Genomic DNA, 17,031 nt, shown 5'->3' with positions numbered 1-17,031 from the left:
ATGTCCTTTCTGAAGAAGATCCTCGGCTTCCTGTTCTCGCGGTTCCTCTGGACCCTGATCGGCATCACCATCCTCTGCGTGCTGATCTGGTTCTACGGGCCGCTGATCAGCGTCGGCGACGCGGCGCCGCTGGCCGGGGACCTGACGCGGATCGTGGTGATCGGGGTGATCATCATCCTGTGGCTGGTGTCGATGCTGGTCCGGGCAATGCGCGCGGCCCGCGCGAACCGCGCCTTCGTCGCGGAGCTGGCCGCCCCGCCGCCCGAGATGGCGGCGCGCCCCGGGGACGAGAACCTGGCCGAGGTACAGACCAAGTTCCAGGGCATCCTCGAACAGATGAAACGGTCGAAACTGGGCGGCCGCAAGTTCCTGCGCGACATGCCCTGGTATGTGATCATCGGCCCGCCCGGCACCGGCAAGACCACGGCGCTGCGGCAGTCGGGGCTGCATTTCCCCATCGACCTGGGCGACGACCTGAAGGGCATCGGCGGCACCCGCAACTGCGACTGGTTCTTCACCGAGGACGCGGTGCTGATCGACACCGCCGGGCGCTATGTGCAGCAGCAAAGCGACCCGGACGTGGATTCCGCCGAATGGAAAGGCTTCATCGACCTGCTGGTCAAGCATCGCGGCCGACGGGCGCTCAACGGCGTGATCCTGACGCTGTCGGTGCAGGAGCTGGCGGGCGACGACGTGTCGATCCGCGAACACGGGCGCGAGATCCGCAAGCGCCTGGCCGAAGTGCGGGCGGAGAGCGGGCTCAAGCTGCCGGTCTACCTGATGATCACCAAGGTCGACCTGGTGCCGGGCTTCGAATCCTTCTTCGGCGACCTGAACGCGCGCGAGCGCGAACAGGTCTGGGGCGCCACGCTGGGCACTGCCGACCGCGTGGACGGCGTGACAGTCGAGCGCGAGATGAAGGTGCTGCAAGAGGCGCTTGAAGAGCGCATGACCGCGCGCATCGCGGAGGATGTACCGCTGGAACAGCGCGCCGAGATCTTCCGGTTTCCGGGCCAGCTCGACCAGCTGACCGCGCCTCTCAAGGTGCTGATCGAGGCGGTCTTTGGAGAATCGCGCTACGAGGACAGCCCGTGGCTGCGCGGCCTCTATTTCACCTCGGCCACGCAGGAAGGCTCGCCCATCGACCGCATGGTGTCGGGCATCGCCGCGTCGCTGGGCCTGTCGGCGCCGCTGCCCGAACGCCGGGCGCATGGCGTCACCCGGAGCTTTTTCCTGCGCAACCTGCTCACCGATCTGATCTTTCCCGAGGCCGGTCTGGGCCGCTTCGATCCCCGCGCCGAAGAGCGGCGCCGCTGGATCTGGCGCGGCACGCTGGCCGGGGCGACGCTGACTGTGGTGGTTCTGGCGACGCTCTTCCTGTTCTCGTTCCTGCGATACAACGGCGCCCTGGGCGAACAGGAACGGCAGCTGGCCAACCTCTCGGCACGGCTTGCCAACGTCGCCGCACGGCAGGCGCCGACCGATCCGCTGGACCTGAACCTCGCACTCGACGCGGCCAACGAGACGGTGAACGCCGCCACCACGGCCGAGGGCGGCGCGCTCACCCTGCTGGGGCCGACCGCCGAGGCCGAACTCGCGCAGGTCAACCGCATCGCCTACGACCACACGCTGCGCAACATCCTCGAACCGCGCATGCTGGCGCTGCTCGAAGCTACGATGTGGCGCCATTCGCGCGATCCCGAATTCCTGCTGGGCGCGCTGAAATCCTACCAGATGCTGACCGGGCAGGCGCCCTACGACCCCGCGTTCCTCGGGGTCTGGTGGCAGACCGTGCTGCCGGAATTCGCTCCCATCGATCCCTTTCCCACGGACGAGTCGGTCGATCACCAGCTGGCGGCGCTGGTCCGCATGGCAGGAGAGGAGGACAAGATCGCCTCGGACCCGGCGCTGGTGTCGACGGCGCTGGAAAGCATCTGCACCATTCCGCTTGCGGTGCGCGCCTATCGCAACCTGCGTTCTGACCCGTCGGTCGCGGGTCTGCCGGACTGGATTCCGGCGGAAAAGACCGGCCCCAACGGCGCCCGCGTCCTGACGCGCCTGTCGGAGCGGACCCTCCGCATCGGCCTGCCCGGCGCCTTTACCTATGACGGGTTCCACACCGCCGTTCTGCCGCTGGTGCCCGAGGTCGCGGCGCAGGCGACGCTGGACCGTGCGGTCTTTGCCGGGGGCTGTTCGGAAAGCTCCGACGCGTCGGTTGACACGCTCGAGGCGGATATCCTCAAGCTTTACTATGACGACTTCATCGCCCAGTGGGACGGGTTCCTGCGTGACATCCGGCTGACCCCGATCGACGACCTGGTACAGGCGCGGCAGAACCTCAAGGACCTGGCTTCGGTCGACAGCGCGCTGAAACGGCTGCTCGACTCGGTGGTCTTCGAAACGCATCTGGCGCGGGTCGAGGACGAGGGCGGCGAAGGCAATGCCGCGGCGGAAAGGGCCGGGCTCAAGGCGGTGTCGAAACTGGGCAAGCTCGGCAAGCTGGTCAAGACCGGGGCCAAGATCGCGCGGGCGCAGGACAGCGGGCCGCCGCCCGCGCCGCCGGGCACGCCGGTCAGCGATCACTTCGCCCCTATCCGTGCCACGGTGCAGGAGGTGGATGGCCAGCCGCCGCTTCTGGACGATGCGGTGGCGGCGCTGACGGCGCTGTCGAACGAATTGCAGACCGTCGCCGCCAGCCCTGACCCGCAGGCGGCGCTGCTGGCGCGCGGCGGCCTCCCGCAGCTGACCGGTGCCATCGCCAACGAGGCGGCGAGCCTGCCCGACCCGATCGACAGCTGGATCGCCGGCATCGCGGGCGATACGATCAGCGTCACCCGCGAGGCGGTGATCGCGCAGCTCAACGCCCGCTGGCGCGCCGACGTGCTGCCGTTCTGCGTCTCTGCCACCTCGGGGCGCTACCCGTTCGACCAGAGCAGCGCCATCGACGTCAACACGCTGGATTTTGCCCGGCTCTTCGGCAGCGGCGGGTTGGTGGACAGCTTTATCAGCGACCACCTGCAGCCCTATATCGACAACACCGTGCGGCCTTGGAAATGGCGCGCCGATTTCGGGCTCGATGCCAAGCTGCTGCAACCCTTCGAGAACGCCCGCGCCATGCGCGACGCGCTATTTCCCGGCGGGGCCGGTCCGGTCATGGCCTTTTCGCTCGAACCCAAGGATCTGTCCGGCAATGCCAGCCGCGTGACGCTGAACGTCGATGGCCAGGTGCTGACCTATTTCAACGCCGCGGCGCGCCCGACGCCGATGACCTGGCCGGGGCCGGACGGCACCAACATGATCACCCTCAGCTTTGCCCCGGTGAACGGCACCGCGGAACTAGTCACCTCTGAGACCGGGAGCTGGGCGATCCTGCGGCTCATTCGCAAGGGCCGGCTGGCCGCGACGGCGCTGCCCGAGGTGTTCAGCCTGAGCCTGGCGACCGGCGGCTATTCCGCCGCCTTCAACCTGCGCGCCAATTCGGTCGAGAACCCCTTCGACCTGACGATGTTTTCGGGCTTTACCTGCCCGCGCGGGTTCTGACGGATGCCGACCGGCCTGTTCGGCAAGCTGCCCGCGGCGGGGGATTTCGTGGCGCGGGGGCTGGCGCCGGGCGTGCAGCCGGTGCTGGACCGCTGGCTGACCCTGCATTTCGCGCCGCTGGTGCAGGATCCGGTGGGCTGGCCCGAAGGCGGCGTGCGGGCGCTGCTGCGCACGGCCAAGGGCGCCTTCCTGCTGCTGATCGAACCAGGGCTGGATGCGGTGGGGCGGGCCTATCCGCTGGTCGCCTGCGTCGGACATGGCGACGCGCCGCAGCCGGCGGCGGACCGCTGGGCCGATGCCGCCTGGCCGCACCTCATCGCGGCGCTTGACCGCGGCATGGGGCCGGACGCGCTGCTGGCGGCGCTGTCGCAGATCCCCGATCCGGCGCCGGGGCAGGGGCCGGAGCTGCCCGAGGCACCGGCGCTCTGGTGGCCCGGCACCGCGCCGCGCGCGCTCGACACGCTGATGCCGGTGCTGGCACAGATCAGTTCAGGTCGATCTTGCTCCCCTTGACGGTGACATCGCTGCTGGCCTTCACGTTGATCTTGCCGGACCCCTTGATCGTGACGTCCTTGCCCTCGATCACGATGGTGCCGTCCTTCTTCATCTGGAAATTGGCCTTGCCGCAGGTGAAGGTGATGCTGTCGCCGGCCTTGACGATGATGTTCTTGCCGACCTCGGTCCGCTGATCTTCCGCGACGGTGACCGCCCGGTTCTTGCCTACGGTGGTCGAGCTTTCCTCGGCGATCTGCAGGCTGTAGTTCTTGCCGACCATCGTCGCCTGGTCCTGGCCGATCTCGACCGACTGTCCGCCGCCGATCGTCCAGCTGTCGGTGAGGCCGATGTCGTGGCTCTGGCTGGCACCGACGGTCATCTGCCGCACCGCGCCGATGGTGTTGACCTGGGCCGCGCCAACGGTGCGGGTCTCGGCGGCGCCGACGGTGTCGACCCGCATCGCCCCCACGCTGATGGTCTGGCTGATGCCGACGGTCTGGCTGTGGTTGGCGCCGATGGTTTCGTCCGAGTTCGACCCGACCGAGATAACCTCGTTGACCCCGACCGTCAGGGAGCGATTGTTGCCGACGCTTTCAGTGTCGTTGTTGCCGATGGTAACGTCGCGGTTGACGCCGACCTGCGTGGTCTTGTTGTTGCCGACGGTTTCGTCGCGGTTGTTGATGACGTCCTGCTTGGCGTCATGGCCGACGGTTTCGGCAAAGTCGTTGTCGATGTTGCGGGTCTCGTTGTTCTTGATCCATTCGGTGTGATCCTTCTCGGCCTGGAAATAGACCTCTTCCGACCCTTTCAGATCCTCGAAGCGCAGCTCGTTCCAGCCGCCCCCGCCCTTGGAGCTGTTGGACTTCCACCCCGATTGCGTCATGTTGCCGGGCAGGGCGTAGGGGGGCATCTGTTCGGCGTTGTAGACCCGCCCGGTGATGATCGGCCGATCCGGGTCGCCGTCGAGGAAGTCGACGATCACCTCCTGCCCGATGCGCGGGATCTGGATAAAGCCCCAGCCGGACCCGGCCCAGACCGACGAGACGCGGATGAAACAGGTCGAATTCTCGTCGTGCCCGCCTTCGCGGTCCCAGTAGAACTGCACTTTCACGCGGGCATATTCGTCGGTGTAGATCTCTTCGCCGGCGGGGCCCACGACGATGGCGGTCTGCGGGCCCTTCATCACCGGCTTCGGCGTGATCTGCGGCGGGCAGTAGCCCGACTCCTGCGGCACCATGCGGTAACTGGTAAAGATGCCCTCGGGCCGGTTGCGGGTCGCGCGGGAGGAATACTGGCCATCCCAGATGTCGTAATCGACCGCCAGGATCATGTAGTCGATGTTCTCTTCGTCCCGCGGGTAGTCGACGAGGCTGAAGGCGCAGCCGGCGCAGAACATCGCCGCCGAGGACTCCGCCCAGATTTGCTGCGCCAGCGCCTGGTCCTGCCGGTTGCGGAACCCGGCCAGCTTTTCCCCCAGGCCTTGCGTTCCGTGCCGGCCGGGATAGGTGTACCGCTCCATCCCGTCGTTCTCGTGGCCCATGAGATTCTCGGACCGGGCGATCAGGTCGGTGGAGGGCGTTTCGAAATTGTAGTCGGTCAGGGTGTGCGAGCCCGAGACGATCTTTTCGGTCCGGGTGAGTTTCGTGATCACCCCGAGCCCGTCCTGATCCGGCACGAAATTCGGCTCGAACCGCAGTTCGCCGAAGCCGCCGGGGGTGTCCAGCGCCATGGGATCGTCCGACAGGACCAGTTCGTGCTTGTCCTCGGAAAAGACGAAACTGTAGAAGATGCCTTCTTCTTCGAGCAGCCGTTGCACGAAATCCAGATCGGTTTCCCCGTATTGCACGCAATAGTCGCGCGGCTCGGGCGTGCCGGTGAGGTCCAGCCGGTAATCGGTCACGCCGTGTTCGTCGAACAACTGCTTGACGATATCGATGGCCGACACTTCCTGGAAAATTCGGTTGTCGGTGGTCTTAGACAGCATCCACAGCTTGGGACGCAGCACCAGCCGGTACATGAACATGTCCTCGTCGTCGTTGCCCTCGAACCGGAACTGGTCGACGATGCCGTTGAAAAACCGCAGCGTGAAGCTGTCGGGTTCTCCCACCACAGCGACGGTGACGTTCTGGCCCAGCAGGTCCTGCGACTTGATGTTGGGATCGGGGCTGCGAGCCAGCACGGTGTAGCGAAAGCAGCGACTCACTTCGTCGCGGCCCGACAGGTGCGCGAAGAGCATCGCGTCAAGGCCGTCGAACAGGGGCAGGGGGGTGACCAGGTAGGCAATGCGATCGAACTTGAAATCAATGGCCATAGCGGGGGCGCCTTCCATCCGGGGCTTGCTGGAAATGGGTTAGTCTCAATGCCGCCAGTATATACGAGGATTACCGGGCCGCGCAGAAAAATCCGTCACAGCGCGGGCGGGCAGGCAAAGCCTTGCAGGGCAGGGCGCACGGACACGGGGTTGAGCGCCTGACCAAAGGTCATTTCAAGAAACACCCGGCCCGAATCCGTCCGCAGGTCCAGCAGCACCCGTGCGCCGTCGTCACGCAGCCGCAGCCGCAGGCCGTCCATCAGCCGCAGCAGGCCCCAGGGGCCGGTGTGCCGGATGCGCGCGGAATCGGCGGCGTCGCGAAAGCTGACCTCGACCCCGGCGTCGGGCTGCGGGCCGGGCCAGCTCAGCGTCGCGGGGGCGCCGGTGGCGCGCACCGGTTCGGCCGCGCCGCCGATGGCGACCATGGTCTGCCCGCGTTCGGCAAGCGCGGCGAGTGTCAGATCGTGACGCAGGGTGCCGTCGGGGCCGAAGAGCCCGCCGGAGACCTGCGCGGCGCGTTCGAGAAAGGCGGCGCTTTCTTGTGCGAGCCCGGCAAAGCTCGCCTCGGGTTTCCAGCGCCACGGGCTTTGCTCGGTGTCGAGCAAAGGTGCTGCGTTCTGCAGAACGAAGGTCGTCAGCACGCCCTGCGGTCCCAGCAGCGCGGCTAGTTCGGCGGGAGACGCGTCGGGGCCGTTCACGAACGGGTAATGCCCCGAGGTCAGGGTCTGGCACATCGGGAACACCTCCTGCTGCCAGCTTCGGGTCAAGGGATTGGAGGCATTGCCCTGCGTTTCGGGCTGGGCGGATTGCGCCAGCACGTCCTCGGCGATCTGCACCACGATGCGCGGCGCGCTTTTCAGCGCGGCGATGGAGCGGGCGCGGTCCTGCACCGACATCAGCCGCTGCGTGCCGCGGCCCTGGGTGACGTCGATGGCGCCCAGAGCGACGTTGAGGGTCGAGAAGAGCCGCGCGATCTCGCCCATCCGACCCTGTTCGACATACTGGATCATCGCGCCGAATTCGCGCGCCAGCACCAGTTGCTGCGGGTGGCTGCGGGCCCGGTCGTTGCCGCCGGCCTGCTCCCAGACTTCCCGCAACAACTGCGTGAGGGGGTTTTCGGGCTGTGCCAGCGCACCCGACACGACGATGGCGGTTTCGCGCTGCGCGAAGGGACGCACCCGGAGATCGGCCAGCCAGTCCTTCCAGAATGCGATGGTTTCCGAGTGCAGCCGGTCCATCAGCAGGTCGGGCGACCGGTTCAGCGCGGGCAGGGGCTGGCCGGTGATGCGCGGCGCCAGGTCACGGGCCTGCTGCACCGCGCCGCCGACGGCGAAGTCGCGCGCCTCGGTCCAGCCATGGGCGGTGAAAAGCCCCGGCAGCGGTGTCGCGATGTCCACGCCGGACCGGCGCAGCAGCACGTCGCCGATGCCAGGCACCTCTTCGGTCGGAACCCATGCGGGCAGGGCGCGCATGCGTTCCGCCCGCAGCAGTTCAAGCCAGGCGCGGGCCGGTTCCGGCACCTCGGCGGCAAAAACGCGGGCCTGGTCCATGACGGTGGTGTCGGCGGGGGTGATGTCTATCGACGGGCCCTGGAGCGGGCCGAGATGCGACTGCAAACCCGCCAGGCCCACCGCCTGCCCGATGTCTTCGAGCCAGCCGGCCAGGTAGGCCGGGCTCCAGGCCTCGTCCCCGGTCAGCACCGACCAGGCGCGCAGCGCGTCGTAGAGCACCAACCCCTCGCCCTCGCGCGCCAAGACGTCTTCGATGCCCGTCGCGATCGCCGGCGGGACATGACGGCGCACGGCGGCGGCATAGGCGGCCCGCGCCCGCGCCTCGCCGTCGACCAGCGGCAGGGTCACGATCCGGCGCAGCGGCGCGCGCTGTTCGGCCGCGGTGACCCGGCGCACCGCCGCGCGCAGGTCGTCGAGCCGCGGCACCAGCTCGGCCGCCCTTTGCGGCCGGTCCAGCCCGATGGTCAGCGCATCCTGCTCGAACACCGCCGCCAGCCGGGTCTGGAACCGGTATTCAAGCCATCCGGCATAGCCTGCCAGAACCAGCAGCAGCAGGACCAGATAGGCGCCGATCCGCAGACCCCAGTTCCCCGAGGCCACGGGCCGGTGCGCATGGCGCCCTTCCTCGGCGCGGGCAATCAGGCCGGACAGAAAACGCTCCAGTTCGGCATAGTCCGCGCCCTGCTTCTGCGCCGTGTCGCGGAAATCGCGGATCCGGGCGAGCGTCACGTCGCGGCCCTCGAACAGCTGGCGCTGCGCCAGCACCGACCAGGTGCCCAGCGACACGTCCCTGGCCTGCCGCGCGCGCAGGTCCAGCAGCACCGCAAGCCCGTAGCGCGCGGGCTTGATCGTCGTGGACAGCGCGCCGCCGCGGGTGGCGTCCTTTTCGAATCGCGCCAGGGCCGCCTCGGCCTCGGCCAGTAGCGCATGTTCGCCGACGCGGCTGCGGCGGTCGAAATCCTCGACCAGGTCCAGCACCGGCACGGCGGCACGGTCCAGCGCGGAAGGGTCCGGTCCGCGGGCCATGGGCTACAGCTGGCCCTCGGCCTGCCATTTCTTCAGCGTCTCGACGCCGACCTCGAAATGCATCGAATCCTCGCGATTGTAGGTCGCGCCCCAGTACCAGCCTTCCTCGTTGAAAAGCTCGGCCAGCAGCAGCAGGCCGAACTGGGTGCCGCCGTCGCCGAACCCGTCGAGCCGGCCCTGCAACTTGACGTCGATCGCCGTGCCCCAGGAATGATTCGACCAGGACGACCGCGACCCCCGGATCAGCCGCGCACAGAGCGCCCCGGCGGTGCCGAGCGCTTCGTAGATGTCGGGTTCCGTTGCCTGCAGCTTGGCCATGATCCGTTCGAGGCTTTCGAGCGCCGGTTTCAGCATCGTCACCCGGATCGGCCCGACCTGCCGTGTTTCCAGCTGCGCCTTGAGCCGGGGCTGCGTGACGCCGCTGCAATCGACCGTCTTGCTTTCGCGCGGCGCGCCCAGCACCTCGAGCATCACCGAATTGCGCGGCTGGGTGATGCCCTTGTTGAACCGTTCCTTGGCGAGCTTCATCACCTCGGTCATCGCCTCCGTGCCCGGCGGCTCCTCGCCTTCGCCCTCGTCCTGGCCCAGGATCACAGGGGCGGTCACGCCAAGGTCCGTCGCGGCGGGGGGCGCATAGGTCGGGTTGGCGGCGGCCAGCGCCACGTCCTCGGCCTGGGTGTCCAGCTCGGCCTGTACGTCGCGCAATTCGGTGCGCAGGGTGTCGATCTGGCTGCGCAGCTGGGCGGTCTCGGCCTCGGCCCGTTCCAGCCGCAACTCTGTGCTGCCATCGGCGGTCTGGAGCAGCGCGCCGACCACCGCAAGGGCAATGGCGGCGACAACCAGCCCGATGGCCACGATGATCGGCCCGATCACGGCACCTTCGCGCATCCTCTAACCCCCGGTCGCAAAGACGCAGATCGCCGACACGTTGTCGGGCGCACCGGCTTCGAGCGCGGCGGCGACAAGCGCATTGCACAGGCCCTGCGGCGTCGTCCCCGCCCGCATGTAGCTGCCGATGTCCTGGTCCGACAGGCAGGCGGTGAGCCCGTCGCTGCACAGCAGCAGCCGGTCGCCGGGCACCAGCGGCACCTGCAGCATGTCGATCTCCACATCCCGTTCGAACCCGATGGCACGGGTGACGACATGGCTTTCGGGGTGGCTTTCGCGGGCGGTGTCGCGCAACAGCCCCTGTTCGACCATCTCCTGCACGACCGTATGATCGCGGGTCAGCAGCCGCAGTGCGCCGTGGCGCATAAGGTAGGCGCGGCAATCCCCGGCCCAGGCGATGGTGGCGACGGAATTCTGGATCAGTGCCGCCACCACGGTCGAACCCATCTGGTTCATGCCCGGCTCGCCGCCTTTTGCCAGGATCGCGCTGTTCGCCTCGATGAGACGGCTGCGCAGGGCATGGGTAGAGAGCGTACCCTCGGCCACCTGCGACAGCCGGTCGATGACGATGTCCGAGGCGACGTCGCCGTGGCCGTAGCCACCCATGCCGTCCGCCACCGCCCAGAGCACGCCGGACGGATCGGTCAGGATCGAGTCCTCGTTGCGTTCGCGCACCAGCCCGGCATGGGTCAGTCCGGCACCGTGGAATTGCGGGGCGGCCATGGGCCAGATCGGTGGAACGCGGGTGATCGGGGCAGACATCCGCGAGCCTCAGCCGAAACCGCGCGAGACGCGACAGATCGTGAACGGTTCGGCCATGCAGACACTCTGAAAAGGGCTGTTTTCAAACTGGTTTGATGATACCCTAGCGCGTGTTCGCAACAAACTCTTTTTTGACCAAGGTGACTCCCATGCGTCATTCCCTGTCCTTTGCCCTCCTGCTTGGCGGCCTGCTGGCCGCGGGTCCCGCCCTCGCCGAAGACCCACTTTCGGTCGACGAGCTGGTCGAGCGGTTCAACAAGCAGAAACAGGTGTTCAGCGAGGCGGATTCGAACGGGCTTGGGGCCACCCGCGGGCTCAAGCTGGTCACGGTCGAGGATGTCTCGGTCGAATCCGCGGACCCCAACGTCGCCGTCTCTGCCGAGGCGACAACAGAACCGATGGATCCGAACAGGCCGATCCAGGCCGCGGCGGATCCGGACCAGCCGATGGTCTTCGGCCAGCTCGACCCCGAGCTTCAGGTCAATCTGAACATCACCTTCGGCTTTGACTCCGCCGCGCTCTCGGACGCGGAAAAGCCGAAGCTCGACACCATGTGCCAGGTTCTTGAGCAAAGCGATATCCAGCTGATCCGCATCGTCGGCCACACCGACGCCTCGGGATCGGAGGACTACAACGAGCGCCTGTCGATCCTGCGCGCGCGCGAGGTCGCCCGCCACCTGAACGAGGAATGCGGCATCGACCCGTCACGGATGGAAACCGTCGGCATGGGCGAACGCTTCCCCTACAATGCCGGCAATCCCCGAGCGGATGAGAACCGCCGTGTAGAGTTCCAGGCACTGAGCTGAGGCGCTTCGGCTTGGTCGTGTGCGGGTGGCATTATGCGCGTTGAATTAACATAATTTCTATTACCCGTATCAGCGCCGCGAGTTGGGCGCTCGCTCCGTTGCGCGTGTCGTTACCCTGTCATAGCGCGTGGCCGGTCCGATCGGTCAGTGCAGCCGGTCCTGTCCGAGGATGAAACGCGCGTCCCGTTCCGCGATCATCATGGCCGGGGCGTTGGTGTTGCCGCTGACGAGGCCGGGCATGGCCGAAGCGTCGCAGACCCGCAGGCCCTGCACGCCGCGCACCCGCAACTCGCTGTCCAGACAGGCCATCCGATCGGTGTCGGACCCCATCTTGACGGTGCAGGAGGGGTGAAAGAGTGTCTTGGCGGTCTTGCGGACGTACTCCTCAAGCGCCGCGTCGTCGGTCTCCACCCCCGGTTCGGGCAGGTGCCGGCGTTTGATGTATCTGGCCAGGGCGGGCGCGTCCATGATCTCGATGGATTTCCGGACCCCGCGCATCAGAATCTCCGCATCCTGCCGATCGGTCAGCGCGCCGCTCACAAAGACCGCAGGTTCCTTGGGATCGGCGGATCTGATCTTGTACGAGCCGGGCGAGGCAGGGCGCAGGAAACACCGGCCGATCGAGATGCCATGCGCATCAATCGCCGGACGGTCCAGCCCGGCAACCATGTCGGGCAACACATGGAACTGCATGTCGGGAGTCCCGCCCCCCGATATGTCGATGAATTCGCCGGTTTCGCAGACGTTCGAGGTCAGCAGGCCGCGGCGCGTTGCCAAATAGTGCATCATGTGCATCACAGCGCGAACGCCCTTGTCATGCCGAAAGGTCGAAATGGGGTCGTTGACTTCGCACTGGACGGTCGATTCAAGGTGATCCTGGTAGTTCTCGCCCACGCCGGGCAGGTCGCAGATCATCTCGATTCCAAGGTTGCGCAACTCGTCGGCGTTACCGATGCCGGACAGCTGCAGCAGACGCGGTGTCTCGAAGGCCCCGGCGCACATCACGACCTCGGCCCTTGCCGTGATGGTCTGCCCGGTGTCCAGTTCCACGCCGGTCGCGCGGGTTCCGTCAAAGGTCAGCCGGCTGACAACCGTTTCCGTGCGGATCGTCAGGTTGGACCGCTTTGCCGCCTTGCGCAAAAAGGCCTGGGCGGCGCTCCATCGGCGACCGTTATGGGTCGTCGTCTGGTAGAAGCCGACCCCTTCCTGAACCGCGCCGTTGAAATCGGGGTTGTAGGGGATGCCCACCTCCTGCGCCGCCTTCACGAAGGCCTCGCTGAGCGGGTGGCGGTTGCGCGGAGCGGACACGTGCAGGTCGCCGTCCGAGCCGTGATAAGCGTCGTTCAGAACCTCGTTGTTTTCGAGATCCCGGAACACCGGCAGACAATCGCTGTAGGCCCAGCCGCGCACGCCCAGCTGGGCCCAGGTGTCGTAATCCTCGCTTTGCCCGCGCCGTCGTCGCCACACGTTGCCCATAGCCAATCGCAAAACCCTACCGATTGTGACGTCAATATAGGAATCTGACGTTAAAAAAGGCGCCTCAGTTGACCAGTACCTCGGCGACAAATCCGCCGTTGCGCCATTGCGCGAGTGCGGCGCTGAAATTCCGCCCCGGCAGCCCGTCGATGGTGCTGGTGTAATAGCCTGCCGCCTGCAGCCGCTCCTGCACCGCGGCGATGGTGTCTCGCGACCACTGGTCGGCATTTTCGGTCAGCTGACGCACCACGTCGCCGCGGTCCTCTGCAGCGCCGCGCAACAGCATGACCGCGGCCCGGTCCGGGTCGCGCTCCACTCCGCGGCCTTCATCCAGAAGGATCGCGGCGGCAAGGTAGCCTTCGCGCGCGCCATCGCGGGCAGCGCGGGTGAAATAGTCGAGCGCGTCGCGGGGCGTGTCGATCCGGCCATCCTGGGCCAGCACCCCAAGGTTGTAGGTCGCCTTCGACGACCCTTCGACCGAGGCGCGTTTCAGCAGCGCCACGGCATCCTCCACCTCCTGCGGCCCGCCCGAACCTTCAAGCAGCGAGATCGCGAGGTTGATCATCGCATCCTGGCTGCCCGCCTCGGCGGCCGTACGGTAGAGTTGCAGCGCCGCCGCAGGGTCCGGCGCGACGCCGGTGCCGGTCTCGTAGAGCTGCGCGAGGCTCACCATCGCCCGCAGGTCGCCCCGCCCCGCCGCATCTCGATAGAGCCGCACCGCCTGCGGCAGGTCGCCCGACGCCGCCGTGGCCCGTGCCAGCAGCGCCACGTAATGCGGCAGCTCCGGCGATTGCGCCGCCGCCGCGCTGCAGGCCTGGATCGCGCTCAGCGCATTCTGCGCCAGCCGGTCGAAGGGCACGCCGGGATTGTCCGCCGTGGCGTCGCGCGGATGCGTCGCCAGCCGCTGGCAGATCGCGCCCGGCAAGGCGTCCTCGGGCCGCGGGATCGCGTCCAGCAGGCGCCGCGCTTCCTCGACATTCGGATCCTCGGGGTAACGCTCGACAAAGACCTCGAGCAGCGGCCGCATCCGACTGCGCCGGGCCAGGTCCCAAAGCCGGTCGGCATCGTCCGCCAGCCCCAGCGAGCGCGTCTGCGTCTCGGGACCGGTCTGCAGAAACGCCACCGCCTCCTCGATATGCGACCCCTCTGGGTAGCGGTCGACGTAGAGCGTCAGCAGCTGCGGATCTCCCGCGTTCACCGCCAGCTGGTACAGCATCGATTCCTCCGAGATCGACGGCGGGCTGTCGTCGAACTGGAACGCACGGGTGAGCGAGGAATTTTCCCACGGGATCTGCTTGCCGCCTGTCGCGGCCAGCACGTCGCGTCGCACGCCGATCATCATCTGCTGGATGTCCTGGCCAGGGGTGTAGATGTGATGCAGCACCGCCTCGGTAAAGAAGGAATTTCGCCCGGTGCCGTCATAGGCCACGTTGTCGGGCTGCGTGGCATAGGCAAAGAGGAAATCCGCCGCGGTCCCGACCCGCGCCAGACCGCTGCCGACACCGGCGTCCTCCAACGTGGCACCAAAGGGGTTGTCCCGGCAGGCGTCGAGCAACACCAGCTTGACGCCCCGCGACCGCTCCATCGCGGCCAGCACCCGGTCGAGGCCGGTAGTCTGCGTCGTCACGTCCTCTGCCGACCGGATCGCGGCATCGGCGGGCACGAGGTAGTTGCGCCCCGCCGCCTGAAACCCATGTCCGGCGTAGAAGAACAGCACCACGTCGGCGGTTTCCGCCGCCGCGCCGAACCGGTCGAGCACCGCGTCCATGCGGTCGGTGGTCACGTCGATTTCCAGCGTCACGTCGAACCCGAGCCCGCGCAGCGCCACGGAAATGTCGAGCGCGTCGTTGCGCGGATTTTCCAGGGGATCGAACTGCTGGTATTCGGAATTGCCGATTACCAGCGCCACCCGCTGCTCGGCCGTCGCCTGCCCGCCCAGAACCAGGACGGACAGCACGATGACCAGGCAGCGCAGCAACATCACGACCCCCGCATCACAGCCCGACGGCCCGCGACAGCTTGATCCCGACGCTGTCGACCGCGGCCGCCACCGTTGTCACCGTCGCGGTCTGCAGCGCCGCCAACTCCGGGTCCTCGGCCCGGGCAAAGCTGATCGCCTTGCGGATCTCGCTCGCCGCGGTGCCGACGGCGGCGCGGGCCTCGTTCAGCGCATCGCGACGGATCGCGCTGCGCTCGGCATCCGTGGTGGCCCCGGCCAGACGCGACGCCGCCCGTGCGCGGGCCGCATCGGTCCGCACCCGCGCCGTGCGCACGATCTGGGCCACGTCCTCCATCCCCGGCGGCAGCTGGGTCGAGATCGCGTCCAGCTCGTTGGCGAAATCGTCCAGCGCGTCCGACAGGCAGGCGAGGTAGCGGTCGGTATCGGCGAGGTTCTGAGAACAGGCATCCGCCGCCACTTCGAGCGTCGCGGCAAAGCCCAGCACCGCGTTCAGGGTCCGAGCGGCCTCCTCGGTGCCAAAGCCGGCCAGGATGAGGCCCAGCTCGTCCGCGGGGTTGGGCGGCGCGCCGATATCCGGCTCGGGGGTCGGCACATCCTGCGCCGGCGTCGGCGGTGTCACCGTCAGCCCGCCGTCGGCTGCCGGCGGGTTCAGCGTAATGACGTAATTCCCGAGACCCGTGCCGACCGGATTGCTCGCCGTGATGGCATAGGGGCTGCCCGCGACAGGCGCATCCGCCGCCGCCCCCGCGCTGGCCAGCGTGAGGCTGGTGACCACGTCCGAGAACAGCAGGCCGGTGGCGGTGAACTCCGTCCCGTCAAAGACATAGAGCTCGCCGAAGACCTTCCTGATATTGTCCGGCGTGATCGTCAGCGGCGCCGGGGCCACGTCGAGGTCGCCGGTGTTGTAGGTGATCGTGTAGTTGTTAAGGCCCGTGCCCGCGGCTCCTGCCCCGGTAATCGCGTAGGGAGACCCGGCCACCGGCGCGTCGGCTGCCGCCCCGGCGCTGGCCAGGTCAACCGAAACAACCGTATCGCTCAAGCGCAGACCCGTCGCCACGAACTCCGTCCCGTCGAAGGTGAAGAGCTCGCCGTAAGTCTTGCTCTGGTCATCGGGCGTGATCGTCAGCGGCGCCGGGGTCACGTCGAAGCTGCCGGTGTCGTAGGTGATCGCGTAGTTGCCGAGGCCCGTGCCCTCCGCCGCAGCCGCGGTGATGGCGTAAGGCGATCCGGCGACGCTCGCATCCGCCGCGGCGCCTGCGCTGGTCAGCGACAGCGAGGTCACCGCGTCGGAGAACAGCAGACCCGTCGCCACGAACTCGGTGCCATCGAAGGTGAAGAGCTCGCCGTAGGTCTTGCTCTGATCGTCGGGGGTAATCGTCAGCGGCGCCGGGGTCACGTCGAAGCTGCCGGTGTCGTAGGTGATCGCGTAGTTGCCGAGGCCCGTGCCCTCCGCCGCCGACCCGGTGATGGCGTAGGGAGACCCGGCCACGGTCGCATCCGCCGCGGCGCCCGCGCTCGTGAGCGCCAGCGAGGTCACCGCGTCGGAGAACAGCAGCCCCGTCGCCACGAACTCCGTCCCGTCGAAGGCGAAGAGCTCGCCGTAGGTCTTGCTCTGATCGTCGGGGGTGATCGTCAGCGGCGCCGGGGTCACGTCCAGCGCCCCGGTGTCGTAGGCGATCGCGTAGTTGCCGAGGCCCGTGCCCTCCGCCGCCGACCCGGTGATGGCGTAGGGCGACCCGGCCACGGTCGCATCCGCCGCAGCGCCCGCGCTCGTGAGCGCCAGCGAGGTCACCGCGTCACTGAACAGAAGCCCCGTGGCGACGAACTCGGTCCCGTCGAAGGTGAAGAGCTCGCCGTAGGTCTTGCTCTGATCGTCCGGCGTGATCGTCAGCGGCGCCGGGGCCACGTCGAAGCTGCCAGTGTCGTAGGTGATCGCGTAGTTGCCGAGGCCCGAGCCCTCCGCCGCCGACCCCGTGATCGCGTAGGGAGACCCGGCCACCGGCGCGTCGGCTGCCGCCCCGGCGCTGGTCAGCGACAGCGAGGTCACCGCGTCGGAGAACAGCAGACCCGTCGCCACGAACTCCGTCCCGTCGAAGGCGAAGAGCTCGCCGTAGGTCTTGCTCTGATCGTCGGGGGTGATCGTCAGCGGCGCCGGGGTCACGTCGAAGCTGCCGGTGTCGTAGGTGATCGCGTAGTTGCCGAGGCCCGTGCCCTCCGCCGCCGCCGCGGTGATGGCGTAGGGCGATCCGGCGACGG

The 17,031-nt window shown here is 67.7% G+C and carries 10 protein-coding genes; 3 read left to right on the top strand and 7 right to left on the bottom strand.

The window, feature by feature from the left end; genetic code table 11:
- Positions 1 to 3,540, top strand: coding sequence for a type VI secretion system membrane subunit TssM (tssM, locus tag DU478_RS20650; RefSeq protein WP_114512763.1), 3,540 nt, complete (start codon positions 1 to 3; stop codon positions 3,538 to 3,540).
- A 3-nt stretch (positions 3,541 to 3,543) separates the two neighbouring features.
- Entirely contained in the window at positions 3,544 to 4,053 is a 510-nt protein-coding gene (gene tagF, locus DU478_RS20645) for a type VI secretion system-associated protein TagF (RefSeq protein ID WP_114512762.1), read from the top strand.
- Here the strand turns inward: tagF and DU478_RS20640 are convergent.
- From DU478_RS20640 to DU478_RS20625, 4 genes are all read right to left on the bottom strand, one after another.
- Entirely contained in the window at positions 4,025 to 6,346 is a 2,322-nt protein-coding gene (locus DU478_RS20640) for a type VI secretion system Vgr family protein (RefSeq protein ID WP_114512761.1), read from the bottom strand. The genes tagF and DU478_RS20640 overlap by 29 nt on opposite strands.
- A gap of 95 nt (positions 6,347 to 6,441) precedes the next feature.
- Positions 6,442 to 8,883 carry an ImcF-related family protein gene (locus DU478_RS20635; RefSeq protein ID WP_114512760.1) on the bottom strand — a complete coding sequence of 814 codons (2,442 nt, stop codon included), beginning with the start codon at positions 8,881 to 8,883 and terminating at the stop codon, positions 6,442 to 6,444.
- 3 nt (positions 8,884 to 8,886) lie between these two features.
- On the bottom strand, positions 8,887 to 9,771 hold the full coding sequence (locus tag DU478_RS20630) for a M15 family metallopeptidase (RefSeq protein WP_114512759.1): 885 nt from the start codon (positions 9,769 to 9,771) through the stop codon (positions 8,887 to 8,889).
- Between the two features lie 3 nt (positions 9,772 to 9,774).
- Entirely contained in the window at positions 9,775 to 10,533 is a 759-nt protein-coding gene (locus DU478_RS20625; RefSeq protein WP_114512758.1) for a PP2C family protein-serine/threonine phosphatase, read from the bottom strand.
- A 149-nt stretch (positions 10,534 to 10,682) separates the two neighbouring features.
- On the opposite strand from DU478_RS20625, the gene DU478_RS20620 reads away from it, so the two are divergent.
- On the top strand, positions 10,683 to 11,339 hold the full coding sequence (locus DU478_RS20620; protein ID WP_114512757.1) for an OmpA family protein: 657 nt from the start codon (positions 10,683 to 10,685) through the stop codon (positions 11,337 to 11,339).
- 144 nt (positions 11,340 to 11,483) lie between these two features.
- Here the strand turns inward: DU478_RS20620 and DU478_RS20615 are convergent, their stop codons facing one another.
- The 3 genes from DU478_RS20615 to DU478_RS23030 all read right to left on the bottom strand — a co-directional run.
- Positions 11,484 to 12,815: a GMC family oxidoreductase gene (locus tag DU478_RS20615; RefSeq protein ID WP_114512756.1), complete on the bottom strand. Its 1,332-nt coding sequence runs from the start codon at positions 12,813 to 12,815 to the stop codon at positions 11,484 to 11,486.
- Positions 12,816 to 12,879: 64 nt separating this feature from the next.
- Complete coding sequence (locus DU478_RS20610; RefSeq protein ID WP_114512755.1) at positions 12,880 to 14,796, bottom strand: caspase family protein; 1,917 nt, start codon at positions 14,794 to 14,796, stop codon at positions 12,880 to 12,882.
- Between the two features lie 13 nt (positions 14,797 to 14,809).
- Positions 14,810 to 17,031: MBG domain-containing protein (locus tag DU478_RS23030; protein ID WP_267897122.1), on the bottom strand; the 2,222-nt coding region annotated here is incomplete at its 5' end.

This window comes from Thalassococcus profundi, assembly GCF_003344785.1.
Taxonomy (GTDB): Bacteria; Pseudomonadota; Alphaproteobacteria; order Rhodobacterales; family Rhodobacteraceae; genus Puniceibacterium; species Puniceibacterium profundi.
The sequence above is the reverse complement of the archived record's forward strand: the minus strand, read 5'-3'. Positions and strand labels throughout refer to the sequence as shown.